Raw genomic sequence first — 25,744 nt, 5'->3', positions numbered from 1 at the left:
CCTCCTTAAATAAAAGTATAATTTATTTTTTTCCGAATTGAGGTATATGGTGCTGCCCTAACGCTACATGAATAACTTGAATTTCGGTGTAAAATTCAAACGCATAGTAACCGCCTTCTCGCCCAATACCGCTGTGTTTCGAGCCGCCAAATGGCGTACGCAAATCACGGACATTTTGAGAATTCACCCACAACATGCCGGAGTCTACAGCTTGAGCGACACGGTGGCCGCGCTGGATGTCTTTCGTCCACACATAACCAGCCAAGCCATACCGAACATCATTGGCCAGTTCAATGACTTCTTCTTCCTCTTTAAAAGTCATGACAGCGATCACTGGACCGAAGATTTCTTCTTGGATCACCCGCATGTTATTATGAGCATTCAATAAGATGGTCGGGGCGATAAAGTTTCCGCGGCTCATGTCCTCTGGAATATCGCCGCTGATCACCTCACAGCCTTCTTCTTTCGCTAGTTCCAAGTACCCCTTGACGTTGTCATAATGCTTCTTATGAATCAGCGGACCGACTTGGGTCTGTTCTCTCATCGGATCTCCTACGATAATGTTTTGCACTCTTTCTTTCAATCGTTCGACAAAGGTGTCGGCAACGCTTTCATGAAGGTACAAGCGAGAATTTGCTGTACAGCGTTCCCCGTTAAAAGAGAAGATGCCCCACGTCGCTGCATCAAGCGCACGATCTAGATCTGCATCGTCAAACACGATGATCGGTGACTTCCCACCCAATTCCATCGAGAATCGTTTCAGCGAGTCCGCGCCATTTTTCATAATTTCGGAACCGGTTGTCGTTTCTCCCGTAAAAGAAATCAATTCCACATCCGGATGGGCAACCAATGCAGCTCCTGCTTTTTCGCCGTACCCGTGCACCACATTAAACACACCGTCCGGCAGCCCTGCTTTATCAATAATCTCCGCCAGACGATTCGCGGTTAACGGCGACCATTCTGCCGGTTTCAAAATGACTGTGTTTCCTGTCGCCAACGCCGGTGCGATTTTCCACGTTTCCAGCATAAACGGTGCATTCCATGGGGTAATTAAACCTGCGATGCCGACTGGTTTATGAATCGTATAATTCAAAAACTCGTCGTCTACTTGATACACATCTCCCACTAAACGGCTCGACACCATTTCTGCATAAAAGCGGAAGTTATGAGCCGAACGGGCCACCATTTTTTTCGTTTGACTAATCGGAAGTCCGGTATCATAGGATTCTAACGGAGCGATTTCATCGATATGTTCATCAATTAAATCGGCAATCTTATTAATATACGCCAAACGTTCTTTAACCTTTAAGTTTCCCCATTCTCCCTTAAACGCTTTTCTTGCCGCTTTGACTGCTTGATCAATATCCTCCGTATCTCCAGAGGCGACCCTGTTGATTGGTTCATTCGTGAAGGGACTGATGTTTTCGAATGTTTCCTTACTATCTGCATGGACAAATTCTCCATCAATATAAAGCTGAATGTCTGAAATGGAAGAAATCGCTTCTTTCCCAGCATTATTTACATCCATTAAACGAGTGCTCATAAATGTTACCTCCAATCTTTTTGATAATGCTTTCTTTCAAAATAAGAAAAGCGCAAGCGCCCTGGTCAGCCTTAACAGGTAAATGTTCTCCAGGCAATAAAGGCGCTCTTACTTCCACAGGATGTGGTGACTTCTGCGTTGCACACAGGACGTGTGCGTATTTAGCAGAAGGGTCCTTAAGGATGTTCGACTAAAAACGTCACGTCCTGTGACGTCGAACTGACCCGCCTCGTGGAGGGCCCCCGAGAGGCTGGGCGCTGAAGCTAGACATCAAAGCGCAAAAGTTTATACTTTCTTATTTCATAAAAAAATTTCCATGTAATGATGTATATCTTTTTCGAAATATGGAAATTGTCTAACTAATTTCTAAGTCAAATGTATCATGCTTTCTAACATATTAAAAATATTAAAAATATTGATTTTATATATCTTTTTCATATACAATTCAATAAAGAAAGTTCACCAGGGGGTATAAAATGGACATAAAACAGCTGCGTTATTTTTGTACAGTTGCAGATGAAGGACAGATCACAAAAGCAGCCAAAAAACTTCATATGGCCCAGCCTCCACTCAGTCAACAATTAAAAAAGATGGAAGAAGAGTTAAACATTGAGTTGTTTGAAAGGAATGGACGTACCATTGAATTAACGGAAGCTGGCCGTGTATTGTATAAAAAGGCAAAAAACATAATGCATGAGCTTGAAGAGACCATTTTGGAAGTACAAGAAACAAATGAAGGCATTAGAGGTGTTCTTGCAATAGGGTCTAACAAATCGTGCTTTTCTTTCTTACCTGAACAGATGAAAAAATTGCGCCAGCAGCATTCAAAAATCTCTTTTCTGCTTAGAGAAGGTGATACTTTTTATCTTGAAGAGAGTATAAGAAACCGTGAAATTGAGTTGGCATTCGTTCGCCTTCCAGTTGATCTAGAAGAATTTTCTACGCTTCGTCTTCCTTCTGAATCTTATGTTCTTGTTCTTCCGGAAAGTTGGAACAGTATTGAACCAGAAGTGCAAAGGATCTCCATGAAGGAATTAAAACATATTCCGTTAATGCTTCTTCACAGAATTAGTGGAACAGGTCAATTTGAATTAATCGTAAATGAATGCAGAAATCATGGTTTTGAGCCGAATGTTATTTGTGAATGTCCAGATGCTACCATGCTCCTTTCGCTTGCTTCTACAGGGGTTGGTGCAACCATTGTTCCAAGATCGACTTTGTATGCTTTCCCTTATGAAAATCTTAGAATTCTTGAACTCGAAGACGCCTCTATTGCAGCTGAACCAGCTATTATTTGGAAAAAAGACCGCAGTTTAACGAAAGCAGCTCAACGTTTGTTAGATTTATTTAAAAACGCTTACTTGACTACATAACAGATTAAACCACTTGCTATCGTATACAATAATATATATAATATTTTTTATGGAACAGAAAAAGATGAATAAAAGCAAACATGCATATAATGTCATTAGAGGCCGGATTTTAGATGGTACGTATTCACCAGGACAACGCATCATTCTAGATCAAATCGCAAAGGAGGTCGGATCCAGCCACATTCCTGTTCGAGAAGCTATCCGCCGGCTTGAGGCTGATAGACTTATCGAATACAAACCTAATGCTGGGGCGGTTGTTCTTTCCATTGATGAAAAGGTGTACAAGCAGACGCTGGAACTGCTTGCAATTTTAGAAGGGTATGCTACTGCACTAAGTGTAGAACATATGACTGAAGAACATATAAATGAATTAGTTGATATTAATGAAGAAATGAAAAAAGTATTAACTCAATATGATTTAAATACATTCAGTCAATTAAACAAGAACTTTCACTTTGCGATTTATTCGCATTGCCCAAACAAATTATTAATAAGTGATATTGAAAAATCTTGGGAAAAACTTGATACTGTCAGAACCTCTGGCTTCGCATTTTTTCCAATGCGCGCTCCTGATTCCGTTAAAGAACATGATAAAATGATTGAACTGCTAAAAAATCATGATTCCAAAGCGTCTTTAGAAGCATATGCACGGCAGCATAAGTTAAACACACTGCTGGCTTATGAAAACCGAAAATAACTTTTCAAAGGAGCTGTCCAAACTCGTAAAGTAAAGCCTATGCTAAAGAATAGCACAGGCTTTATTATTTAGTACATTCTTTTTCGTCATTACTTTATTGAACCTTTAATATAAATCATATATAATAATATATATAATTTCACAAACAAATGAGAAGGAGTGTTATGGATATGATTAAAGCAAGAGGGTTATTTAATAATCTATATCAACCTGTTGAAATAGAAGTTGATCCTCAAACAAACAATGTTGCATATCATGATAAATCCTATTCAGCGAATGATTTGAATTGGAGCGTTCCTGTAAATGCTGCCGTTTATGGCGCAGCTTTAAACTATAAAGGGGAACTAGAGAAAATGGGAGACCTTTTGCACAACGATCCTTATAAAGCACCACCAAAAGCTCCGATTTTATATATTAAGCCTTTAAATACTCTCACCCCTCATCAATCTAATATTCCACTGCCAAGTGACGTGAAAGAATTACAAACAGGGGCAGCTCTTGGTATCGTTTTCAAGAAGACAGCCACACGTGTAAACGCAAGTTCAGCATCTGAATATATACAAGGATTTACTATTGTAAATGATATAAGTATTCCACATGAAAGTGTACATCGACCTGCTGTTAAACAAAAAGCAAGGGATGGCTTTTGCCCAATTGGTCCGTGGGTTGTCGAATCAGATCAACTTTCCAATGCAGATAATCTGGAAGTGAAAGTATATGTTAATAATGAATTGAAACAAACAAACTCAACAGAAAACCTTGTTCGAAATATTGGTACGCTTATTGAAGATGTTACCGAATTTATGACTTTATTCAAAGGAGATGTTCTCTTAGTCGGAACACCGGAAAATCCCCCACTCCTTAAAGAAGGCGACCAGGTTAGAGTGGAAATTGAAGGGATTGGAAAGCTAGAAAACAGCGTAGTGACAGAATAATATCTTTCATACATTCATTTAACGAAAGAGATATTTATAAGATAAAAAGGAGGAATTATAATGAAACGAGCACGCGTAGCAGTTGGCGGCGCCATTCACGAAGCATATGAACATAAAGGGAAAGTAAGACTAACCGACGGCCGCTTGTTTTCAGAGGAAGAAGTGGAGTGGTTACCGCCCGTTCAACCTCAAACCGTTTTTGCCTTAGGATTAAATTACGCCGACCATGCCAAAGAGTTATCTTTCAGCGCACCAAAAGAACCATTAGTTTTTTTAAAAGGGCCTAACACCTTTATTGGGCACAATGCTTCTACCAAACGGCCTGAAGAAGCAACGAATATGCACTATGAATGTGAACTTGGAGTTATTATCGGTAAAACAGCTAAAAATGTAAAAAAAGAAGATGCCTATGAGTACGTTGCTGGCTATACTGTTGCCAATGACTATGCGATTCGAGACTATCTCGAAAATTATTACCGTCCAAATCTTCGTGTAAAAAATCGAGATACCTGCACACCAATTGGACCTTGGTTTGTTGATCGGAACGACATCAAAGATCCCATGAATCTGTCACTAAAAACAATAGTTAACGGTAAAGTAACCCAGCAAGGTACCACAAAAGACATGATTTTTTCCATTCCAGATTTAATTGAATACTTAAGCCATTTTATGACTTTAAATCCTAACGATGTCATACTTACTGGTACGCCAGAAGGACTTGAAAAAGTAAACGCTGGAGACGAAGTGGTTACTGAAATTGAAGGCATCGGTGCATTAAAAAATTACATTATTAGTGATAAACAGTTCCAAAACTCATAAAAAGGAGGAGTTCACATGCCTCATTTCATAGTGGAATATACTAATAATTTAAGAGAAGATGGTGAGATAAAAAATCTGTTAAAGAAAATCAATAAGATATTAATCGAACGAAGTGATGTCTTTCCAATCGGGGGCATCCGTTCAAGAGCCATTGAACTTCAAGATTACGTGATTGCAGATGGTACGGAGGATGACGCTTTCGTACATGCTCAATTAAAAATCGGTACAGGTCGGTCTCAAGCAGAAAAAACAGAAGCTTGCGATGCCATTTTTGAAGAAATGAAACAGCACTTTTCAGATCTGTTTGAAAGACGATACTTGGGCCTTTCATTTGAATTAGTGGAATTTCAAAATGGTACGTACAAGCATAATAACATTCATACACGTTTTAAAAAATAAATATTTCTTTTTTAATTCAAGGCTGTTTGAGGGAGATTCTTCCATATTATTGTACCCCCTCAAACAGTCTAATTTCTAGTTCCAGGTCATTATGCTCAGCAGTACGGATGATTCTCACATTCTTTAAGAAATTGTAATTTTGGTTAAGTTTTTACCCATAAATGCTAATTCATTAGCAAGTTCTGTTATTTTCTCCGATGTTTCCTTATCAATGATCTCATTACAATAAGCATATTATTTGTTGCTACATAAGCTTGATAATATCCGGCAATGGTTTTGAGTTGATTCTCAATGACAAAATAATGTTCACTCTCCAGTTACCACAAAACCCATTACTTTTTTATTAAAGACAAAAGGAGGAATGAGGTCCAGTTTTTTAATGCGCCAGACATTGATGCATTAAAAATAGGTGTTCCAATAATATATATCTGCAGAAGACATTTTTTCAATTACTTTTCTCGTGTCTTCATTATAAGCCATCACAAAATTTTAAACTATATTCTTTTAAATCAATACATTCAGTTTCGATCGATGTCTCTGCTTTTTTAACTTCCTCTAGTATATGGGTTTATGACTGCCGACGTTTTTGAACCTATAATGGTTCCAGATAGCCCTATTATTTTCATATCATCCACTCCAAATATTTTATTAATTGAAAAAGATTCATTACATTACTCCCCTATCCCTTCACCAGCTATTTCTTACACTTTGTAGCCAACAAGTTCACGGTCCCACGTGTCATAGTTTATGTGGTCGAATAAAATAAACTAATGCGTAACTAAAACGTTTTTAATGATAAAACTTTAATTTCAAACAATTGTTTGTTTTAAATTATAAGTAGAAATTAAGTGAAACAGGTTCTTCAATGAACAGGAGGGAAAATAAAAATGCTCCAACTACTGTGAAGCATTTTCGTGTTAGCAGAGTATTTTTATTGATAAGTATATGAAAAAAAGTACGTGAAGCCTATTACTTTTCCAAATTAGCGACAGCTTGCCGCACAAACTTTTCAAATTGTTTTCCTATTTCATCCATGGAATAGTGGCTCTCCGTAGAATACCAACGCTGCATATAGTTGTATATTCCAAAAATAGCGAAAACCATTAATTTAGGATCTAAATCATTTCGAAAGTTATTCGTTTCGACGCCTTCTAAAATGATTTTTCTAAATAAACGATCATATTCATTACCTAAATCGGCAATTTCCCCGCCAAAATCAGAATGAATCCACTCTATGGAAATCCAAACAAAAAGTTCTGATTGATATTTTTCAAAACTATCCACATGATTTTTTAGAGCCCGTTCTAATTTTTCAGTAGGACTGGATTTTGATTCTGCTATATTTTTTAGATTTAAGGTCATTTCATATAAAGGTCTTTGTACTACCTCATACAATAGATCGTCTTTTTTGCTGATGTAGTAATAAAGACTTCCTTTTAGCATTCCCACTTCATTCGCAATATCTTCAAGTGTCGCTTCTTTATATCCTTTAATTCTAAAAATTTTCGCAGCTGCACTTACTATTTTCGTAAATTTTTCGCTTGATTTTTTTGTATTAAAGGAACGTTTTTTTACTTCATTCAACATGACAACCGCCTTCCCTTAAATTTCAAACAGTTGTTTGTTTTATTATAACAACCTTTTATTCATTACTCAATCTTTTCTTCGTTTAGATGTAAAAAAACTCCATTTACAATCTATCGGCCATTATTCTTCTTATTACTTAAAAGAGCCGCCCCCTTTGGAACGGCTCTTTATCAATTGGATTTTATAAATTATTAACTAGAATGCTTGTACGAAAGATTTTTCTTTAAGGAGTTTCCGACTTGTTCAATTGACTTTCTCGCATCATCCATAATTTCAGACATCCAGAAAAATCCGTGAATCTGACCATTATATCGTGTTCGTTCAACAGGAACCCCTTCTTCTTTTAAACGGTCAGCATATTCCTCGCCCTCATCTCGTAACACACCGTATTCTGCAGTAATTACTAGTGCAGGGGGAAGGTTGCTTACGTTCTCAGTACGAAGCGGTGCAGCATAAGGGTTTGTTCTATCTTCTTTGTCAATATAATGATCAGAAAACCAATGCATGCCTGCTGTTTCCAAAAAGTGACCTTCTCCATTTTCCCTATATGATCCCGTATCAAAAGTAAAATCAGTTACAGGATAGATTAAATACTGATAAGCGATAGATGGGCCTCCACGTTCTTTAGCCATCAAAGGTACTACTGCAGCCAGGTTGCCACCGGCACTGTCTCCACCTACTGCTAAGCGTTCTGGATCTCCATTGTACTTAGAAATATTTTCTGATACCCATTTTGCAGCTGCATAGCAATCTTCAGGTGCAGCAGGAAACTTGTGTTCAGGGGCAAGTCTGTAATGAACCGGATACAACCACAACATTCAGAAACATTCGTAACAGCGCGTAAAGTAGAATCTGCAACTTCTAAATCTCCTGTTACCCAGCCTCCGCCAGGATAGTAAACGAATACAGGAAACGGACCTTCACCTTCAGGAGTATAAATGCGAATATCAATGTCTGTACCATTAACTGGAATCGACAAATCTTCAACCTTTGCCACATTTTCGGGTTCTCCACCTATGGCTTTAAAGTTTTCAAGAAGTGCATTTCGGTTTTCTTCCACCGTCATTTCCTCGAATAGAGAGCAGTCTTATTGAACACCCAGCAGTGGACGAAGCTGCTGTCGTAGGTAAACCTGATAGCGCAAAAGGTGAAATAGTAAAAGCATTTGTCGTTTTGAATCCGTCTTTTCAGGGGTCTGATGAGCTAGCGAAAGAATTAAGTAATTTTGTAAAGGGGAAATTATCCAAACACCAGTATCCAAGGGAAGTAGAATTTGTTGAAAGTCTTCCTAAAACACTAAGCGGTAAGATTCAGAGGTACCTTTTGAGAAAAGAATCGGCTAAAAATTAAAGGCACAGACTGATCCAAAGGTTAGTTACTCTAAATAACAGGAAAAGGCTATGCTTATGTTTAGATAATCGGTTTGATCTGTCTGCTTTCAGTGATTGCTATCATCGGAGTTAACTCTTCGGCAAATATAAGCAGCCTGTTTGTATCGCTGCATATCATATTTATTATCGGATTTACTGGTTTTCTTGCCTACGCTCTCTTTACAGGAGAAAAAGCAGGCAGCCTGGTCTCTCCAGAACCATTTTTACATGTAGATTTATCCCTTCCGATCGCTCTTGCTGGAGCCTCAATTGTCGTGTTTTCTTTCTTAGGATTTGATACAATGACGACTTTATCGGAAAAAACAAAAAAAGCAACAAAGACGATTCCAAAAGCGATCTTTATTATGATAGGAATTGTCGGCGTTCTGCATGTTACCATGTCTTATTTTATTGAACTATCTTTTCCGGCATTTACATTTCAAAACCCTGATTCTGCCCACTAGAATTAATGGGGGTAGTTGGAAGAAGCCTGTTTCAAGCAGTATTTATGACAGTCCTTATTGCAGCTATTTTTACGCAGGGGCCCGCTTCGATAATAAGTGTTTCACGCTTGTTATATGTGATGGGAGAGACTCTATCTTACCAAAAAAACTATTTGGTTATGTTCACCCAAAATATAAAACACCTATCCTTAATATATTATTCGCTTCCATTGTCTCCTTACTTGCTATATTTATAAGCGTCAATGATGCCATCCGCTTCGTTAATTTTGGAGCATTGAATGCGTTTTTCTTTGTTAATTTATGCGTTATCAGCTTGTAGTTTAAAAACAAAGAAAATCATTCACTTGGCTACTCACTTCCCAATCTTATCTGTCCGATCATTGGTGCAGGATTTATTATTTATTTGGTTGTCTTATTAGATATTCCAACGCTCATAGGGGGATCTATTTGGGTAGCTGCAGGCCTTTTATATCTGGTTTACTTAACAAAATCGTTCCGAGATCCGCTGCCAGAATATAAACCACAAAGCAGTGTAACTGTCCAAGAAGAAAAAGCTGTATAATTTTATATTTAAAAAATGTGTTCGGCGTGGATCTCCTCCCTTAACGTTAATCAGAGCGGTTCCATTATATAACAAAGATCAAACCGCAACACGCGATTTGATCTTTATTGCAACCTTAACAGTTGTAAACACCAGTTAATGTTCCACTACAAGCATGGACCAGTATTTTAAGTGAGGCAGCTGGACGCTTACTTCATCGTTTTCTTGATAGAATTCAAGATCTATTGGTTTTCCACCCTGAATATCAGGCGAGGCTGTCCATATCCGCTTTACATCTTCCTCCATATTAAGTGTTAACGGTACGTCTTCTTTTAAAGCAGGTTCATTCTGCTCGCCATTCGAATCGTTCCATTCCAGGTGCGATGCATTTTCAAAATTCAGCAGGTGAACCACCGTTTTGTTTTCATTACCTTTTGAAAAAGTCCACAAAGCACCTTGTTCAGGATTATGACTTATATTGGTTTGATCTCTCGCATCCACTTCCACATCTTTCTCGAATAGTTCATCTCTTAATACATTTTCATAAGCAACAATAAAATCATAATAATTTGTTAACGATGTTTCAAGCGTTTCTGTTATTTGAAGATTTTTATGGGGAAAGTACTCTTTCGATAGGAGATGTTCCCCTAATTCTATATGCACTCCGCCCGAAGCGAAAATAACCGCATCCGTCATAAGAACTCCGGGTGTATTGAACTTTCCATTTTCATCGGCAAGGTCATAGTTCATATAAGCGGCAAGAACTGTATTTTTCTCGCCATTGCTGAAACGATAGTTTTCATCAATAATATTTTTCAAATCTTCATAACCATTGTATGGTTCCCATACTTCCGTATATAAAAAAGGAACTGACGACTGAGCAATTTCTGCTTGTCCATATTGGTTCACTCCGTTCATAACCATTTCTTTGCCTGTTTGTTCTGATGCTCTATATAAAAAAGGAAGATAAGATTCTTTTAGGCTTATTTGTTCACCCTCAACATTGTACACGTCACCACGGTCGCCTAACTGATCTATGTGCCAGCCATTAAAAGGAAGGTGTGCAAATACGTTTTCCATTTCTTCATTAATGTATTGCTGCCATTCTTCATTGCCTGGATCCACAAGAAAAACATCACTTTTCCATTCTTCCGGAAGAGGGTGGTAATCGTGTTCTCCCTGTTCCTGGTCCTTAAACAGCCTCCATTCTGTCTTTACACCATCCTCTTCAGCTTGCCCGAGAGCGCCGTACAATAGGTTATAGGACATTGCATTCATATTTCTTTCATGAGCGCGGTCTATATAGTTTCGAATGGTCTCCAGAGATACCTCTCTATTAGCAATGTCCAGCCACGTCTCTGCCGGCTCCCCATTTTCCATTTTTAAAGGCTGATGGTGTGTATCATGCCAGTCATAAAATTGTATTCCATTGATATGGTGCCGATTTAAACGATCGATCACTTCTTGCATTTCATTTTCTGACATGGAATGAAAATCTCCAAGATACCCATAACGAGGGAATTTATCCCAAGATGAAGACACATCAACAGCTATGGTTTCCTCTTCTGTTACCTGGTCATTTTGAATAAGTTTTACTTCTACTAAATATCCTTTATGGTCTTCAGAAGGAGGCGACCACTCCCAACTTGCTTCCTTGCTTTGCTGTATAGGCACTGTTTCTTCGTCTATAAGATCGCCAAGATGGTAATAGTTTACCTCTAACTGCCCTTCCACTTTTTCCTTCAAGTTGGCTGTAATAGGAACTTTTTCATCTGGAGAATACCTTGCTTTTGGAGTCTGCAAGGCTGTAATCTCTCTACTTAAAATATTTTCCTCATTCTTATTAAATGTAAAAAGGTTATATAGGCCGAAAATAAGAATTGGAATGAAAAGTGAAAGCATAAGAATCTTTTTTTTCATGATAGCTCCCTTCTAGAAAAGGCTAACAAGATCGCCTCCTGTTAGCCGCGTTTGCTTGAAATTCTATTTTTCTTGAAGAAAACCTGCTGTGACATGATAATCACAACAGGTTTCTTTTCCTTTGTTTACTTACCACTAAATTTTATTTGCACCTTTTTCTTCTCATCAGCTGGAACATTTACATACAGTACTTCTTCTTCCTCATCAAAGAAATAGGATTCTTGAGTATCTTTCGCTTCTTCCACGCTGTTTACTTCTTTATACTTACTGCTTGCTGCTTGTATCTTTGAAGGTGCTGATTGATCATGCAGCTTTAAAGTATAGGAAGAAATGTGAGAATCATAGTTTTGAACTTCGAGATCACGAGAAAATTCAATCATATTTTTATTTTTCTGTTCGATAGTAAAGTTAGTAATATTGTAATCTCCGTCTTTATAATTCTCGGTTGCTCCATCATCTTCATAAAAAGAATAAGAAGTTTCATCATCTAAATACGTATCAAGAATTAGATTTTCGAGCGGCTTTTCATCTGTATATTGCTGAACCTCTCGGCTTGGAATGATAGAGTCTTTCTTTACGTAAATTGGCATAGTGTCAAGATCAGCTTCTCTTGTAATGGTTTGATTTCCTTCAAATTCTTCTCCTGTCCAGAAATCAACCCATGTTTCCCCTTCTGGAAGATAAAGCTCTCTTGAAATAGCCCCTTCTTCGACTACCGGAGCAATCATCATTGATTCCCCAAACATAAACTGATCATTGATGTCATATGTTTTTTCATCTTCCTGGAATTGGTATACAAGCGGCTGTTGAACCGGGCTTGCAGATTCTGCTGCTTCATTAAATGCATTGTACAAGTAAGGCATCAACTCGTAGCGCAGTTCAATATATTTTTTGCTGATTTCTTCTACTTCCGGACCAAATGCCCATGGCTCCTGCCCTTGTTTCACGTCTGTTTTCTTATCAGAATCATAGTGGATGCGTGAGAAAGGAAGGAATGCTCCAACCTCGATCCAACGGGCAAACAACTCAGCGTCAGGACGTCCGCCGAATCCGCCTATATCATTACCAACAAAAGGCTGACCGGATAGTCCAACATTGTTATTCATTGGGATGGACATTTGCAGGTGATCCCAGCGGCTTAAATTATCCCCTGTCCAAAGGGCAGCATAGCGTTGTGTACCAGCATACATATCACGAGTTAAAACAAACGGACGCTCATTTGGTTTGTGCATCTTAAATGCATCATAGGTCGCTTCCGCTTCATCATGGCCGTAAAGGTTATGATATTCACTGTGCAGCTTGATGTCGTCCCCTTCACCAAACTCTGTGTCTAATGGCATTGTTTTAAAAGGGCCGTCAAAAACAGCCGGTTCATTCATGTCATTCCAAATGCCATCGATTCCTTTATCGAATAGGATATCATGGTTTTCTGCCCACCATTTACGTGTATCTGCTTTTGAAAAATCCGGAAAGGCTGATTCTCCAGGCCAAACCTCTCCGAAATAGGTAGAACCGTCAGGGTTTTTCGCCCAGTGATCATTCTCTGTGCCTTCTTGATAAATAGCATAATCTTCATCACGTTTAACTGCCGGATCATTAATGGCAATCTTATGAAAATTCATACTATCAAGGCTATTATGAAGCTCAGGATCCGCATAATCATCCGCCCATGTAAAGACACGATATTCTCTCATATAATCGATATCAAAGTGCATCGTATCGATCGGTATCTCTTTTTCCCGGTAGGTGCTTGCAATATCGTCAATCTCTTCTGCTGTGTAACCCCACTTACTCTGATGAAGACCGAGCGTCCACTTTGCCGGCTTGTCGATTTTACCAGTCAGCTCGGAATAACGGTCGAGCACATCCTGGATTTCTGGGCCATACATCATGTAATAAGTTAACTCTCCGCCATCAGCATAAAAGTAATAATAATCATCGCTTTCACTGGCCATTTCAAAATAGGTGCGATGCGTATTATCAAAGAAAATACCGTATGCCTTTTCGTTTTTCAATCCGATAAAAAACGGAATGGCTGTGTAAAGATACTTTGTATCGGTTGCATAACCATAAGCATCTGTATTCCACATACCCAGGCTGTCGCCCCGCTTGTTTAACTCTCCAGACTGCTCACCAAATCCATAAAAGTTTTCATTTTCATCTGTTTCTTTGAAAACGTATGGTTTGTCGTCCGCATATCCGGATCCACCATTTGACATGGCATCCTCGTTAATGACATTACCTTCTTTATCAAGCATCTTAATACCAAATGGTTCTTGATTTACAAGAATGGTAATTTCGTCGGTTTTAAGAGAAAGGGTTCTATCCTTCTCTTCTAACTTAAAATCTGGTGTTTCCCAATCTTTCTTGGCAATACCTGGAGAATAGCTCTCTTCCCGGCCTTCTTCAAGGACGGACACCTTAACTAAATCTTTATCAAACAATCGCACAAATGCAACTTGATCTTGATCAAGATTCAGTTTTATTCCATTATCCAGTTCTTCCACTGACTCTACCGCCAACATTTCCTTGGCTTCCTCTTTGTTTAGAGGTTCATCTGGATGCGGCTGTGTGACAGCTAATGCACTTGGTGTTACCCCCGTTGACACCAATGACAACACTAAAGCAACAGAAACTATTGCTTTGTGAAGCGCAAACGATTTCTCTTTCATTCCACACTCTCCTTTTTTGTAATTTGTAACAATTTCGTCAATTACAACTCTAGCTTTACAAACTTTACTAGTCAATTTCCTTCGCAGCTCTGTTGAAAGAAGGATTTTTTTCCTATAAACCCTGTCAATAAAGAAATGAAAACGATAGTCATTTTTTTGCAAATGGTTACAAAATTGTAGAAGATCGGTGCTATTTACCTATTATTTATTCATAGATTTAAGTGCCGAACGTGACTATTATCTATTCAATAAATAGTTACCAGTGAGGGAGATAGAGTTAAATTTTATGCACGCGTTTGCACAAACTATTTTATTTAAACCGGAAAAGAAAGTGCTCGGCCCGATGGTGCACTTGGCGAATACAATGCAAAGTTTTTGAGCAGCCAAATGGTGCTGCGCGGAGGTTCGTGTGCAACTCCAGAAGGCCACGCCCGCCTATCGTACCGGAATTTCTTTCATCCTGATAAACGCTGGCAGTTCAACGGTATACGGCTTGCTAAAGATATGTAATAAAGAAAACTTGGCTAGCGCCAAGCCTTTAGGTTAAGGCGATTGCCTAGTTGCACTTATACTGAATTCCTCAAAATTTTGACGACGTCGATGATTCATCCATGCTGAAATTTTATACTTTCCTATCAGTGTTAGTAAGACTCGACTTACCGCCAAGTCCAAATGGCGGAAGTCGTCGTTTTTCTTAAACTTGATCCTTTAACAAAGCTAAACATTTCTAAAGTATAAAAAGACATGGCTTTACGCCAAGTCTTTTTATTGTATAAGAGTTGATTTCATTGGCCCCCCCAGGTCACCAATGTACCTTTTTGGTAAAATCTTATCTGCCTTTTTTAATGTTCATTCGCCTTTCCAAGGATCTGCTGCAAGAAAAGGACCGTTTTTTGTTCGAAGCATAATTTTGCCCATTTTATTTACATATTCACTTAAGGCGAAAGCACCGTATGCCCCCTCTACGTGGACATCTATTCGAAAGGTAAAATAATTAAGATCTTTATATAAATCACGAGCCGTTTTCTCAGTTATTCCATCCGTACGAATAATAATGTCTAAATCACTTGATGGAGACACAGCTGGTACCTCTGTTACAAGCTCATATCCCGCGCTGCCCGTTATTCCCCACTTTAATTGATAAGATTGAAAGACATCCTGAATAGAGTTTAGGGCGTTTAACACTGGCAAAAGACGTCTTTCCTTTTTTAAATGCTTCCACAAACGATTTTCTACAATAAATTCTGGTGAGCAGCGTGCTTTTATTTTTTCAAGGGGAATTTCTGCTGCTAACCTATGTCCCCGTTCTTTTCCTCTTATTCCAACGGGGATGTGGTTATGAACGATAGGCGCTCGTCTGACTACAACATACGGCATATGTCCAATGGCATCAATGGCCCATTCAGGAGGATTCTCTTCCATTCGCAAATCATTTTTAGTAGTGAACTGTAATAAATCATGAGGTTTTATTTCCATTGTTCCTCCATTAATTTTCTTACTTCAATGGATGCTTTTCTTCCTCCAGACAGCGCTTCAGGTGTGTTTAATCTATGCTCTAAACCGGCATTGCTTTTTTTAATATCATTTACTGTTTTTCTCAGTGTTTTTTCTACGGATGCAACGTCTTCTTTTTCTGGCTGTTCCGGTTCAATGTCTTGAATCAGCTCTTGTAATCCACCAAGAGCTGCAAAGGAGCGCACATCGTAAGCTGTTGCTGGTACTTTTTTGGCTGCTTCTTCGACCTGCTCTATCGTACGCAAGGTAATTCTGGCAGCCGACTGTTTGGACATTACTTGCACCTGAACATTTTCATCATCAAGTGCGAGAATCCGATTCGCTTGAAGGCCATGAGACAAAAATGCACCGGAAATAGCCTTTCCAACAATCAGTGCGATAACAGGATGACCCGCCCTTCTAGCTGCAGCGTATGCGTCTACAGCTGCGGCACAGGAAAGATAAATGCCAGCCAATTCTTCATTATATCCGTATGCCTGGCTTGGAACATCAACAATTGCTACAATCGGCCTCTTGTCACTGCCTTTATCTTCTTCCATAATTTCACGCACATACTTTGCCAGCATCCAGCCTTGTTCTAGTCCCACTTCTCCATTTCTAGCTCTTGGAAACCTTCCTTCTTCATCAGGTACAACAGATAAAAAGCTTGCTTTCTCGTTATTAATGGTGCCTTCTCCGCACAGCACGGACGGAACTTCATGCATATCTATTGCCGATTTTCCTGTAAAGGCTTCAAACCAAATTTCTCCTCTGCTTTTCTTCGTGCCTTGCTGACCTACTTTGTGATTATTACACTTATTTTTTGTTTCTGCTGCAACATGTTGAAAACCTTCTGGAGTATATTTAAAGGACGGGTCGATTGTATTTACTATGGAAAGAAATTTTTCTACGTTAGCACTTCTTGGAACGTCTATCTGTTTTTTAGAAAATACATCACTTATATGTTCCTTAATGATCGTTGCCTCATCCTCTGTTAAAACGTCTGCAAATCCTGTCGTGGTACGCTGCATGCCGCCAATTGTCCGCCAAACCAGTAAACGATCCTTGGAATCAAATTCTGCTATCCCAGCTTCTTGTTCAATAACTTCCGGACCATTAAGACAAAGTCTGCCTTCCTTTGTCATAATTAATGTACTGCACAAGCCAGCACTAATAGCCATGCCTCCAAAAGCACCGATTTTACCAGGAATTACACCGATTACAGGGCTGTATTCTCTAAGAGCTGTGATCGCAGCATGGATCTCAGCTATCGTTAGCAGTCCATAGTTTGCTTCTTGGAGGCGGACTCCTCCTGTATCAAAAATAATAACCGCGTGTGTAGGTGTTCCGTTTTTATTATCTTTTAGAGCAAGTTCAAGGGCAGCAGCTATTTTAGAACCTGCCACTTCTCCTATACCTCCGCCTTGAAAATCCCCTTCCATCGCTATCATTACACACGAGAGCCCATCTATTGTTCCTTTACCTGCTACCACTCCATCATCACTTTGCGGTACTACTCCCTGTGCGGCCAAATGCGGGGATTCTTTTCCGTCAAATGGACCGAGAAATTCATGGAAACTGCCTTTGTCGACTAACGCTTTCACGCGCTCACGAGCATTTAATTCAGCCAAACTCTCTTTAATGTTTAACTTCACTCTGACTCACCTCCAATGCTTGTTCTAGTCGAAGCCGGACTACACCTGGCGTAGCTCCGAAATCATTCACCTTTATAAATGCTGAAATATCATTCTCCTGTATAAATCGTTCTAGCACTAGTCTCCACATTTTTTCAAATCCTTGGATATTTGTTCTGATTTCTACCTTAGTATAAGGTTCGTTTACAGGCTCCATTAGTATCTCTAAATCCCCTGAACCGACAACTCCTACATGAGCCCTGTTTTGAATGGGTTCGGTTGTTTTAAATTCAAACGTTAAAGTGTCCACGTTATAGTCTCCCCCTTTAAATGGTCATTTCTTTTTTCACAACGTTAGACAAATGAAGCGGTGATGTAATTAGATGATCCAAAAATAAAGCGGCTGCTAACATATCAGCGCTTCCTCCAGGTGAAGCATTTTTCTTTATTAACTCTGTATCAAGTTCTTGAAGCATAATATAACCTTCAAAGGTAGATACCCCTCCTGCTTTTAAAATAGAAAGAGATTTTCTTTTTGCTGTTCGTAAGGCGACTTTTCCTCCGCGGTGAAGAAGACAGCTATCATCGAGCGAAGACATAACAGAAAGAAGAGCATCAAGCCTTGCCTCATCTTCATGGATTTGTTTTCTCCTTCTTTCATACAAAACGGGGAGAGCGAGCAAAGTTACATGCGGAAATCCCTGCTGTGCTTCTTCTTTTGCCCCGCATGTGCCGTAATATTGTTTTACCCTTGAGCCGTTGGTTTCTTGATAAGAAGCTTTTCTGTCTTGAAATTGAGCAAGTTCCCCTGCCGTAAGAGCAATGTCTTCTGCGCTCATTGAACTTTTATTTAGTGAAGCTGCTGCTGCAGTAAGTAATCCAAGCGCCCAAATTGCTCCTTTATGCGTGTTGACTCCTCCTGTTGCTTGAAGCATTGCTTTTTCTCCGTGTCGCCCAATTACAGCAATTTTTTCCCTTAAGGACTGATCAATAGGCTGGTTAAAAGACATTTTAGCTATGTCTTTAAAGGTAGATTTTAAGGATACAGCAGATAATGCCATGAGGTTATAATCAAGGTCGGTATGAGCCCCGGTGTTATTTTTATCTACAAGCCCTGGTTTTGGGGTTAATGCTGCTTCTTCTATTAAAGAAACAGCAGCTGTTTCTGCTAATTCCTCGCTGCAGGCTGATACTTCTTCCCACTTCAATGAACTTCCCTCCTACCAACTTCTAAATTTCGCCGGGGGCTCATATAATCCGCCGGACCAGTCTACTAACTCTTCAACACTTTTTGCTGCCAATAACGAACGCTTAGCGTCTGTTCTACGTATCTTTAAATCTTCGGGCAAAGCAATAATCCCATCTCTTCTAAGCTGTTCTGCCCGTTTGGCATTCCGTTCCAATCCAATAGGTGTTACCCCTGCTACAGAAGCAATCGCTGCCCGTTTTTCTTCCATACTGTCTGTTTTATAAAGATAAGCAATTCCTTCTTCGGTTACTAAATGAGTCACATCCGATCCATAAATCATGACAGGGGCAGTATCTAATTTAGCTTCTTTTCCAACTTCAACCGCGTCAAGAGATTCAACAAATACAGGCTGATTGCCGGATTGGAATGTTTCTACCATTTGAACAACTAATTTCTTTCCTCTTGCTAGCGGCTCATCGGAATTTATCATGTTTAGCCATGCAGGTGTAGAGTGGCGTCTTCCGCCTGGATCATGTCCCATGTTAGGGGCTCCGCCAAACCCTGCTAATCTGCCGGAAGTGACAGTGGATGAATTGCCGTCGCGGTCCATCTGAAGCGTAGAACCAACAAAGAGATCAACAGCATATTGACCGGCTAGCTGGGACAATGTACGATTCGAACGAAGACTTCCATCAGGACCTGTGAAAAAGACATCAGGCCTTGCTTCAATATATTTTTCCATTCCGACTTCTCCACCAAAGCAGTGAATGCTTTCAATCCAGCCGCTTTCAATGGCAGGAATTAAGGACGGATGAGGATTAAGGGCCCAATGCTTGCATATCTCACCTTTTAATCCTAGTTTTTCAGCAAAGGTAGGGAGTAATAGTTCAATAGCTGCCGTATTAAAGCCAATCCCATGGTTTAAAGACTGAACTTTATGTTTTTCATACACCCCTCTAATTGTCATCATTGCCATTAATATTTGAATCTCTGAAATATGACGGGGATCTCTTGTAAATAAAGGCTCCAATTGATATGGCTTATCTGCTTCTACAATATAATCCACCCAAGATCCCGGAATATCTACTCGTGGTAATTCTTCTGTTATTTCATTAACTTGAGCAATGACGATACCGTCTCTAAAAGCAGCTGCTTCTACAAGCGTTGGGGTTTCCTCCGTATTAGCCCCTGTATATAGATTGCCTTGACTGTCTGCTTTATCCGCTGCTACAAGTGCCACTTTAGGAATGAGATCAATAAACAATCTTCCGTAGAGTTCAATATAAGTATGAATACCGCCGATGATCAGTTTTTCATCTTCCAGCATCTGAGCTACACGAAGGCTTTGCGGACCAGAGAATGCAAAATCTACCCTTTCTGCTATGTTCTTCTCGAAAAGATCTAAATGCTCCGGTCGCGAGACACTCGACATTATCATGTGTAAACGTTTGATTTTTTCTGGATTAACCCTAGAAAGAGCTTGTGATAAAAAGGACGCCTGCTTCTGATTGTCCCCCTCCAACACTACCCTATCACCCGGTTTAATTAAGGTTTCGAGCACATCTACAATGTTTTCGGTCGGAATTACTTTTCCATCTGTTATGCCTGAAAGCCCATCTTTTCTTTCACGCTTTGCATCTCTTCTAGTAGTCCAAGAACGAGTTTTCTCTTTTTGTACCTGTATAGGATTCATAAATATACCTCCCCTTTCATGTTTCTACTCTTTATGACTTCCAGTTATATCTCTCCATTAGCAAAAGACAGTTTTCTAAACCATTGCTTACTGATATAGCGCGGGCCTCGGAAAATGTCTTATTTACCAAGTCAGAAAGAACGGCTTGCGGAGAAAGTTCAACAAACAGCCGCGCTCCTCTTTCATAATAGAGATGAACAGTTTCATTCCAGTAAACAGGTTTGGATATACTTTCAGCAAGGTCCTCTTTTATACTTTCTGCATCGAAAAAAGCTCTTGCTTTTGCATTGCCTGCATAAGGAATTTTTGGCGGAAGAAAAGATATTTCATTTAGATATTGTCTCATTTTTTCTGTCACAGCCCTCATTAACTTACAATGAGATGGAACCGTAACATCCAGCAGTTCTGCTTTTCTTGCTCCCTCATTTGAAGCTGATTTCAAAAAGTCGTCCAGTGCTTTTTCAGAGCCTGATATCGTAAATTGATCATCGGCATTAAGGTTAGCTAAATAAACTGTTTTGTTGGGATCTTGCTTTTTCAACAGCCTTTTTATTTGATTGTAAGAAAGCCCTGTAACGACACCCATTCCATAGCCAGATGGATGTGCCTCCTCCATCCACTTCCCCCTGTTTCTTACAAGCTCTAAAGCTTCTTTAAAGGATAACGATTCGGCAATAACCGCTGCACTGAAAGCACCAACAGAATGACCTGCAGCCATATCGGGCTTGACTCCTTCAGCTTGAAACACTCGATACATTGCGATGCTCCAAAGAAAAAGCGAGATCTGAACGGCTGCTGTTGACTGAAATTCTTTTTCAGTATCTAACGAAAACACATCTTTTTTTAGAAGATCTTCCGCATCGTTCATTGTTTTTTGGACCTGCGGATGATTAGGTAGCTGATGAAGCATACCAGGCTGCTGGGATCCCTGGCCTGGACATAAAAAGGCAATACTCACAAAACACTCACCTCCCTTAATATAATGGTTATTTTAGTCGATAGTCGACCAAATATTTATTTAATGTAATGGGGGCTACAGTCCCCATTACTACTTCTCTAACAACCTTTTTTTAATACTTTCTATGACATATTGATTGTGTGTATTTAATAAACTTGCTGCTTTTTCTAACTTATTCTTTTCCAACCATTCAATCAGTTTTTCATGTTCTTGAATGGATTTTTCAATATTTCCCTCCATAGAAAACGAAAGGTTTTGCACCGTAAGCAGCGGATGTTCCAAACGGGCATAAGTATTTTTAATGATATCGCTTTCACTCATCCTAAGCAAACACATATGAAACGAATGATTTAATTGCGTGTAATGCTCTTTATCATTTATATTTTTCATCTGAGTAAGAATTTTTTTCATCTCGGCAAGTTCGTTTTGGTCTATACCGTTTTCGATAATTCTTTTCATTGCCAAAGATTCTAAGTTAATTCTTATTTCTAACAGGTCATAAATCTCCGATTCCGTATATCCTCTTACGACAGCTCCTTTTCTTGGAATTCTTTCCACAAGCCCTTCAATAGTTAATAAAAATATAGCTTCCCTTACCGGTGCTCTACTTGTGCCATATTCTTCTGCATAAAAATTTTCTACTATTTTCTCTCCAGCTTTAAGGTCTCCGGATATGATCTGCTTCGATATATGATCTGCTATTTTGTTTGATAATGCGTTATTAGACAAATCAATACTAGACATATGTTTCACTCTCCTGTCGACTGTCGATTACATTATATCTTAAAACTTGTTACTATTCAATTATTTTTAGAAAATTTTAAATAGTGGTTGCATTCTGTTTACTTACTCTCTATTATAAAAAACATAGTCTATAGTCGACAGTATATTTTTTACATGATTTTGAAAGCGTTTTCCGATTTAAGGAGGTGTTTGTATTTTGATTTTCGTTCTTCCATAAAATTTTTTATTAATACTCGGTATTCCAAACGATAAAGGAGAGGATAAAGTGGTTGTTTACGGGGTGGCATTATTAGCTATTTGTCTGTTAACTGGTGTAATGATGGGTGATTTATTAGGTACAGTCTTGGGGATTGATGCAAATGTTGGCGGGGTAGGGATAGCTATGATCATGCTGGTATTATTAGTAGACCGTTTAAAACAAAAGAATAAACTTAAAGAAAAATCTCAGGAAGGTTTATCTTTTTGGAGTGCGATGTATATACCTATTGTTGTTGCTATGTCTGCGCAGCAAAATGTTGCTGGTGCGCTAGAAGGCGGGCCTATGGCTATTCTAGCTGGAGTGCTTGCTGTTGTGGCTAGCTTTGCTCTTGTACCTGTTCTTTCTAACATAGGAAAAGGCAAACCGGAAGCACTTTTGAATGAAAATAAAATGGATAAAGCCAATTAACTAGGAGGAAAACGTTATGCAAGATACCATTTTCGCTATGTTTGAGGATAATAGTTTAGTCACTGCCTTTGCTGTTGTTGGGATAACGATGTACTTTTCGTATTTTCTGTCAGATAAATTTACCAAAGGACGATTGCACGGTTCAGCTATAGCGATCATTCTTGGGCTTGTGCTGGCTTATATTGGCGGAGTCAGTACAGGAGGAGAAAATGGGATAGCTGATCTTCAAATGTTTTCAGGAATAGGTTTAATGGGCGGCGCCATGCTTCGCGACCTTGCCATTGTCGCCACTGCCTTTGGGGCAAGCATTGAAGAAATAAAGAAAGCAGGTTTTACCGGTATTCTTTCCCTATTTATGGGCATTTTTGTTTCTTTCATCATTGGTGTCATCGTCGCTTTTTCGTTTGGTTATACTGATGCAGCAAGTCTTACCACGATTGGAGGGGGAGCAGCGACTTATATTGTAGGACCTGTAGTCGGAGGGGCAGTCGGTGCTAGTTCAGAGGTTATTGCTTTAAGTATTGCTGCAGGACTAGTTAAATCAATCCTAGTGATGATCGGCACCCCATTCGTTGCAAAATATATCGGCCTTGATAACCCGCGTTCTGCTCTAGTTTACGGTGGTCTGATGGGAACAACAAGCGGTGTAGCCGGAGGGCTTGCGGCGACAGACCCCAAGTTAGTGCCATACGGAGCAATGACAGCCACATTTTACACCGGACTTGGTTGTTTATTGTGTCCTTCTATTTTATATTTTGCCGTCCGGGCAATCGCTGGATAAAAACATAAATGGATCAGCTAATTCTGCGGGAACGTTAACCTTCAATGTTTCCGCTTTTTTTATTCATACAGTCATTTTCGACATTCATTCTTTTTGCAATGATAACGTAACGTCTATAAGCAGAATTTTTTACAGTCGGTAGTGCATCATATTAAGATGAGTTTTGTAGAAAATGAAGGGGAGGTTTTTATTTTGTCAAAACACATTCTCATGGTTGTAACAAATCATACAACAATTACAGATGACCACAAAACGGGGCTTTGGCTTGAAGAATTTGCTGTTCCGTATAATGTTTTTAAAGACAATGGCTATGACGTAAAGGTCACAAGCATTGAAGGCGGGGAAGTTCCGCTTGACCCAAACAGCATTGAAGAACGCCCTGAATGGAAAACAGCAGAAGAAGAACTAAAAAATACAGCCGTGTTGAGCGAAAATGACACAGAAGATTTTGATGCCATTTTCCTCCCTGGCGGACATGGAACGATGTTCGATTTTCCAGATAACCAAACACTGCAAACCGTATTAAAGCATTTTGCAGAAAATAACAAAGTCATCAGTGCTGTTTGTCATGGACCGGCGGGGCTTGTCAACGCAACGTATGCTGACGGCACACCGCTTGTGAAAGGAAAGACGATATCTGCCTTTACAGATGAAGAAGAAAAGGAAATGCAGCTAGATATGCATATGCCATTTATGCTTGAAACCGAGCTGCGTGAAAAAGGGGCAAATTTTGAGCGCGGAGACAAATGGTCCGATTTTTCCGTTGCAGATGGAAACCTTGTTACCGGTCAAAATCCACAATCAAGCAGAAGTACTGCAGAAAAAGTGGTGGATGCGTTAAATTAAATATAAAATTAAATATAAAAATAGCAGGTTCCTTCATAGGCAGCCTGCTATTTTTATAAATGTTGAGAATAATCTGTGGAGGTCTTTGAGGCTTCAGCTAAATGGTCAATAGATGATTGAATTTTAGCTGTACCGGTTGAAAGCTGTTTGGAAGCAGAGGAAACACTTTTAATTTTTTCTGCTGTATTATCCACTGCTGTAATGCTTCCTTCAAAGACACTTCCCGCTGCTTGAATCATTTATCCCAACTTGCATCTCACTAGTTCCGTCATTCATTGATTGAACAGCCTCAGAAGGCGAGGTTTGAACTTCGGTAATCAAATCAGCGGAAGTCTTCGATTCATCTGACAGTTTCCTGACTTTTTCAGCAACCACGGTAAAGCCTTTTCCGCTCTTATCAGCCCTGGCAGCTTCAATCGCCGCATTTAATGCAAGTAAGTTAGTTTGCTCTGCAATATCTGTAATCAAATTGGAACACAGCTATTGGAGAAAAAGAATTTCAAGAAGTGAAGCAAGCAAACGGAGAAATCGTACACAAGTAAACAAGCTGCAAATGCCTTTGAAAATAACACTAAGGTTCAATTCATTGAAGAAAATGAAGAAATGGAAGCGTTGAGGCAAGAGATAACATGGGGATTAGATAGACTTGGCGTTTCTAAAGTGTATGGAAATGGTGGAATAAGGGCAGCAATGTAAAAGTCGCTGTGCTCGATAGTGGAATAGACGGAAAACACGAAGATTTACAAGTAGCTGGAGATACTAGCTTCGTTGAGAGTGAGCCTGATCCACAAACAGATGGAAACGGCCATGTACCCATGTTGCCGGAACAATAGCTTGGATAAAACACTTCACCAGTAGATAGACTACCTATATATATAACAGAGCGAATCCCCAAATTTTATTCACCAACATCCGCACGGTTATCCACATGGACGATCGACAGAACCTGTTCCAATCAATGGTGAAAACCCCTTAGCCTGTTTGCTAAAGGGGTTTTTTTACATGGTTTTATTTGATTTTTCTTCATCGACCGCTGTTACGTATTGCCTGTATAAGTCTTTTAGGGCAGCTACTAATGCATTTGTGGCTTTTCCTCTATAATGTGTTTCGATTAATTTTTCCGCTTCTTCCACACCATCTTTAATGCTGATTCCTTTTAATATTTCATGAATGTACTGACGGCCATGATCAGTTGCTAGTGTACAGGATGCTTCGATTATTACTCCATATTTACGGTCCACTTCTGCAGTTATCGTAAGCGAGTTAAAAATGCTTTGAGCTGCCATCCCTTGCGGAAGTCTGGCATGCCCAGCAATAAAACAAGTATGAGAAATAGCCATTGTAGTCCTCCCATCATTCCAGCTTCCTCTATTATTATACAATGGTTCGCTGTTTCATGGATAGGACTCGTCGGCTTT

At 39.4% G+C, this 25,744-nt stretch carries 25 protein-coding genes and 3 pseudogenes; 13 read left to right on the top strand and 15 right to left on the bottom strand.

All coding sequences use genetic code 11. From position 1 onward, the window contains the following. Positions 1-22: 22 nt before the first annotated feature. Positions 23-1,543, bottom strand: coding sequence for a 5-carboxymethyl-2-hydroxymuconate semialdehyde dehydrogenase (gene hpaE / locus CEF16_RS20260; protein ID WP_096241765.1), 1,521 nt, complete (start codon positions 1,541-1,543; stop codon positions 23-25). 476 nt (positions 1,544-2,019) lie between these two features. On the opposite strand from hpaE, the gene CEF16_RS20255 reads away from it, so the two are divergent. The 5 genes from CEF16_RS20255 to CEF16_RS20235 all read left to right on the top strand — a co-directional run bounded on the left by CEF16_RS20255 (position 2,020) and on the right by CEF16_RS20235 (position 5,766). Continuing rightward, entirely contained in the window at positions 2,020-2,916 is an 897-nt protein-coding gene (locus CEF16_RS20255; protein WP_091585778.1) for a LysR family transcriptional regulator, read from the top strand. A 64-nt stretch (positions 2,917-2,980) separates the two neighbouring features. After that, complete coding sequence (locus CEF16_RS20250; protein ID WP_245917937.1) at positions 2,981-3,613, top strand: GntR family transcriptional regulator; 633 nt, start codon at positions 2,981-2,983, stop codon at positions 3,611-3,613. 170 nt (positions 3,614-3,783) lie between these two features. Continuing rightward, positions 3,784-4,548 carry a fumarylacetoacetate hydrolase family protein gene (locus CEF16_RS20245; RefSeq protein WP_091585801.1) on the top strand — a complete coding sequence of 255 codons (765 nt, stop codon included), beginning with the start codon at positions 3,784-3,786 and terminating at the stop codon, positions 4,546-4,548. Between the two features lie 60 nt (positions 4,549-4,608). Beyond that, the gene (locus CEF16_RS20240) at positions 4,609-5,367 is read left to right on the top strand and encodes a fumarylacetoacetate hydrolase family protein (protein ID WP_091585774.1); all 759 of its coding nucleotides are present in this window, start codon (positions 4,609-4,611) and stop codon (positions 5,365-5,367) included. A 15-nt stretch (positions 5,368-5,382) separates the two neighbouring features. After that, complete coding sequence (locus CEF16_RS20235) at positions 5,383-5,766, top strand: 5-carboxymethyl-2-hydroxymuconate Delta-isomerase (protein WP_091585772.1); 384 nt, start codon at positions 5,383-5,385, stop codon at positions 5,764-5,766. A 969-nt stretch (positions 5,767-6,735) separates the two neighbouring features. Here CEF16_RS20235 and CEF16_RS20225 read toward each other — a convergent pair. Both CEF16_RS20225 and CEF16_RS20220 read right to left on the bottom strand, forming a co-directional pair. Next, positions 6,736-7,353, bottom strand: coding sequence for a TetR/AcrR family transcriptional regulator (locus CEF16_RS20225; protein ID WP_091585770.1), 618 nt, complete (start codon positions 7,351-7,353; stop codon positions 6,736-6,738). Between the two features lie 191 nt (positions 7,354-7,544). Further along, complete coding sequence (locus CEF16_RS20220; protein WP_091585768.1) at positions 7,545-8,171, bottom strand: alpha/beta hydrolase; 627 nt, start codon at positions 8,169-8,171, stop codon at positions 7,545-7,547. A gap of 256 nt (positions 8,172-8,427) precedes the next feature. On the opposite strand from CEF16_RS20220, the pseudogene CEF16_RS20215 reads away from it, so the two are divergent. The 3 genes and pseudogenes from CEF16_RS20215 to CEF16_RS23955 form a co-directional block, all read left to right on the top strand. Further along, positions 8,428-8,703: pseudogene (locus CEF16_RS20215) on the top strand (AMP-binding enzyme); the annotation flags it as partial. Positions 8,704-8,776: 73 nt separating this feature from the next. Beyond that, entirely contained in the window at positions 8,777-9,187 is a 411-nt protein-coding gene (locus CEF16_RS20210; RefSeq protein WP_170032198.1) for an amino acid permease, read from the top strand. Between the two features lie 403 nt (positions 9,188-9,590). Next, complete coding sequence (locus CEF16_RS23955) at positions 9,591-9,749, top strand: hypothetical protein (RefSeq protein ID WP_170032195.1); 159 nt, start codon at positions 9,591-9,593, stop codon at positions 9,747-9,749. A 135-nt stretch (positions 9,750-9,884) separates the two neighbouring features. On the opposite strand, the gene CEF16_RS20205 is transcribed toward CEF16_RS23955, so the two are convergent. Both CEF16_RS20205 and CEF16_RS20200 read right to left on the bottom strand, forming a co-directional pair. Next, the gene (locus tag CEF16_RS20205) at positions 9,885-11,648 is read right to left on the bottom strand and encodes a glycoside hydrolase family 66 protein (RefSeq protein WP_091585762.1); all 1,764 of its coding nucleotides are present in this window, start codon (positions 11,646-11,648) and stop codon (positions 9,885-9,887) included. A 125-nt stretch (positions 11,649-11,773) separates the two neighbouring features. Beyond that, positions 11,774-14,320, bottom strand: coding sequence for a glycoside hydrolase family 31 protein (locus CEF16_RS20200; RefSeq protein WP_091585760.1), 2,547 nt, complete (start codon positions 14,318-14,320; stop codon positions 11,774-11,776). A gap of 342 nt (positions 14,321-14,662) precedes the next feature. Here CEF16_RS20200 and CEF16_RS24590 point away from each other — a divergent pair. Next, positions 14,663-14,830, top strand: a pseudogene (locus CEF16_RS24590) (ergothioneine biosynthesis protein EgtB); the annotation flags it as partial. A gap of 339 nt (positions 14,831-15,169) precedes the next feature. Here CEF16_RS24590 and CEF16_RS20190 read toward each other — a convergent pair. The 7 genes from CEF16_RS20190 to CEF16_RS20160 all read right to left on the bottom strand — a co-directional run bounded on the left by CEF16_RS20190 (position 15,170) and on the right by CEF16_RS20160 (position 22,032). Beyond that, complete coding sequence (locus CEF16_RS20190; protein WP_091585758.1) at positions 15,170-15,796, bottom strand: malonate decarboxylase holo-ACP synthase; 627 nt, start codon at positions 15,794-15,796, stop codon at positions 15,170-15,172. After that, positions 15,787-17,469, bottom strand: coding sequence for a biotin-independent malonate decarboxylase subunit beta (locus tag CEF16_RS20185; RefSeq protein WP_091585756.1), 1,683 nt, complete (start codon positions 17,467-17,469; stop codon positions 15,787-15,789). Before CEF16_RS20185 ends, CEF16_RS20190 begins: the two co-directional genes overlap by 10 nt. Next, positions 17,453-17,758 (bottom strand): malonate decarboxylase subunit delta, encoded by a 306-nt coding sequence (locus CEF16_RS20180; RefSeq protein WP_091585754.1) that lies wholly within the window; start codon positions 17,756-17,758, stop codon positions 17,453-17,455. Before CEF16_RS20180 ends, CEF16_RS20185 begins: the two co-directional genes overlap by 17 nt. 16 nt (positions 17,759-17,774) lie before the next feature. Then, positions 17,775-18,656, bottom strand: a complete 882-nt coding sequence (locus CEF16_RS20175) for a triphosphoribosyl-dephospho-CoA synthase (protein ID WP_091585752.1) — start codon at positions 18,654-18,656, stop codon at positions 17,775-17,777. Positions 18,657-18,668: 12 nt separating this feature from the next. Then, the gene (gene mdcA / locus CEF16_RS20170) at positions 18,669-20,330 is read right to left on the bottom strand and encodes a malonate decarboxylase subunit alpha (RefSeq protein WP_091585750.1); all 1,662 of its coding nucleotides are present in this window, start codon (positions 20,328-20,330) and stop codon (positions 18,669-18,671) included. 31 nt (positions 20,331-20,361) lie between these two features. After that, a complete protein-coding gene (locus tag CEF16_RS20165) occupies positions 20,362-21,288 on the bottom strand; it encodes an ACP S-malonyltransferase (protein WP_091585748.1) in 927 nt (308 codons plus the stop codon). Positions 21,289-21,378: 90 nt separating this feature from the next. After that, positions 21,379-22,032, bottom strand: coding sequence for a GntR family transcriptional regulator (locus tag CEF16_RS20160; protein WP_091585747.1), 654 nt, complete (start codon positions 22,030-22,032; stop codon positions 21,379-21,381). A gap of 265 nt (positions 22,033-22,297) precedes the next feature. On the opposite strand from CEF16_RS20160, the gene madL reads away from it, so the two are divergent. From madL to CEF16_RS20145, 3 genes are all read left to right on the top strand, one after another. Then, complete coding sequence (gene madL, locus CEF16_RS20155; RefSeq protein WP_091585745.1) at positions 22,298-22,699, top strand: malonate transporter subunit MadL; 402 nt, start codon at positions 22,298-22,300, stop codon at positions 22,697-22,699. Positions 22,700-22,715: 16 nt separating this feature from the next. After that, entirely contained in the window at positions 22,716-23,480 is a 765-nt protein-coding gene (gene madM / locus CEF16_RS20150; protein ID WP_091585743.1) for a malonate transporter subunit MadM, read from the top strand. 192 nt (positions 23,481-23,672) lie between these two features. Beyond that, positions 23,673-24,326: a type 1 glutamine amidotransferase domain-containing protein gene (locus CEF16_RS20145; protein ID WP_091585741.1), complete on the top strand. Its 654-nt coding sequence runs from the start codon at positions 23,673-23,675 to the stop codon at positions 24,324-24,326. A gap of 53 nt (positions 24,327-24,379) precedes the next feature. Here CEF16_RS20145 and CEF16_RS23950 read toward each other — a convergent pair whose 3' ends face one another. Together CEF16_RS23950 and CEF16_RS20135 are read right to left on the bottom strand one after the other, a co-directional pair. Continuing rightward, positions 24,380-24,520, bottom strand: coding sequence for a hypothetical protein (locus CEF16_RS23950; RefSeq protein ID WP_175488359.1), 141 nt, complete (start codon positions 24,518-24,520; stop codon positions 24,380-24,382). A 16-nt stretch (positions 24,521-24,536) separates the two neighbouring features. Then, the gene (locus CEF16_RS20135) at positions 24,537-24,794 is read right to left on the bottom strand and encodes a methyl-accepting chemotaxis protein (protein WP_281259199.1); all 258 of its coding nucleotides are present in this window, start codon (positions 24,792-24,794) and stop codon (positions 24,537-24,539) included. 209 nt (positions 24,795-25,003) lie between these two features. Here CEF16_RS20135 and CEF16_RS24585 point away from each other — a divergent pair. Continuing rightward, positions 25,004-25,161 (top strand): annotated as a pseudogene (locus CEF16_RS24585) (S8 family serine peptidase); the annotation flags it as partial. Positions 25,162-25,324: 163 nt separating this feature from the next. Here CEF16_RS24585 and CEF16_RS20130 read toward each other — a convergent pair. Continuing rightward, a complete protein-coding gene (locus tag CEF16_RS20130; RefSeq protein ID WP_091585737.1) occupies positions 25,325-25,666 on the bottom strand; it encodes a DUF3870 domain-containing protein in 342 nt (113 codons plus the stop codon). Positions 25,667-25,744 lie beyond the last annotated feature (78 nt).

Origin of the sequence: Alteribacillus bidgolensis (assembly GCF_002886255.1) — a bacterium.
GTDB classification, from domain to species: domain Bacteria; phylum Bacillota; class Bacilli; order Bacillales; family Marinococcaceae; genus Alteribacillus; species Alteribacillus bidgolensis.
The sequence above is the reverse complement of the archived record's forward strand: the minus strand, read 5'-3'. Positions and strand labels throughout refer to the sequence as shown.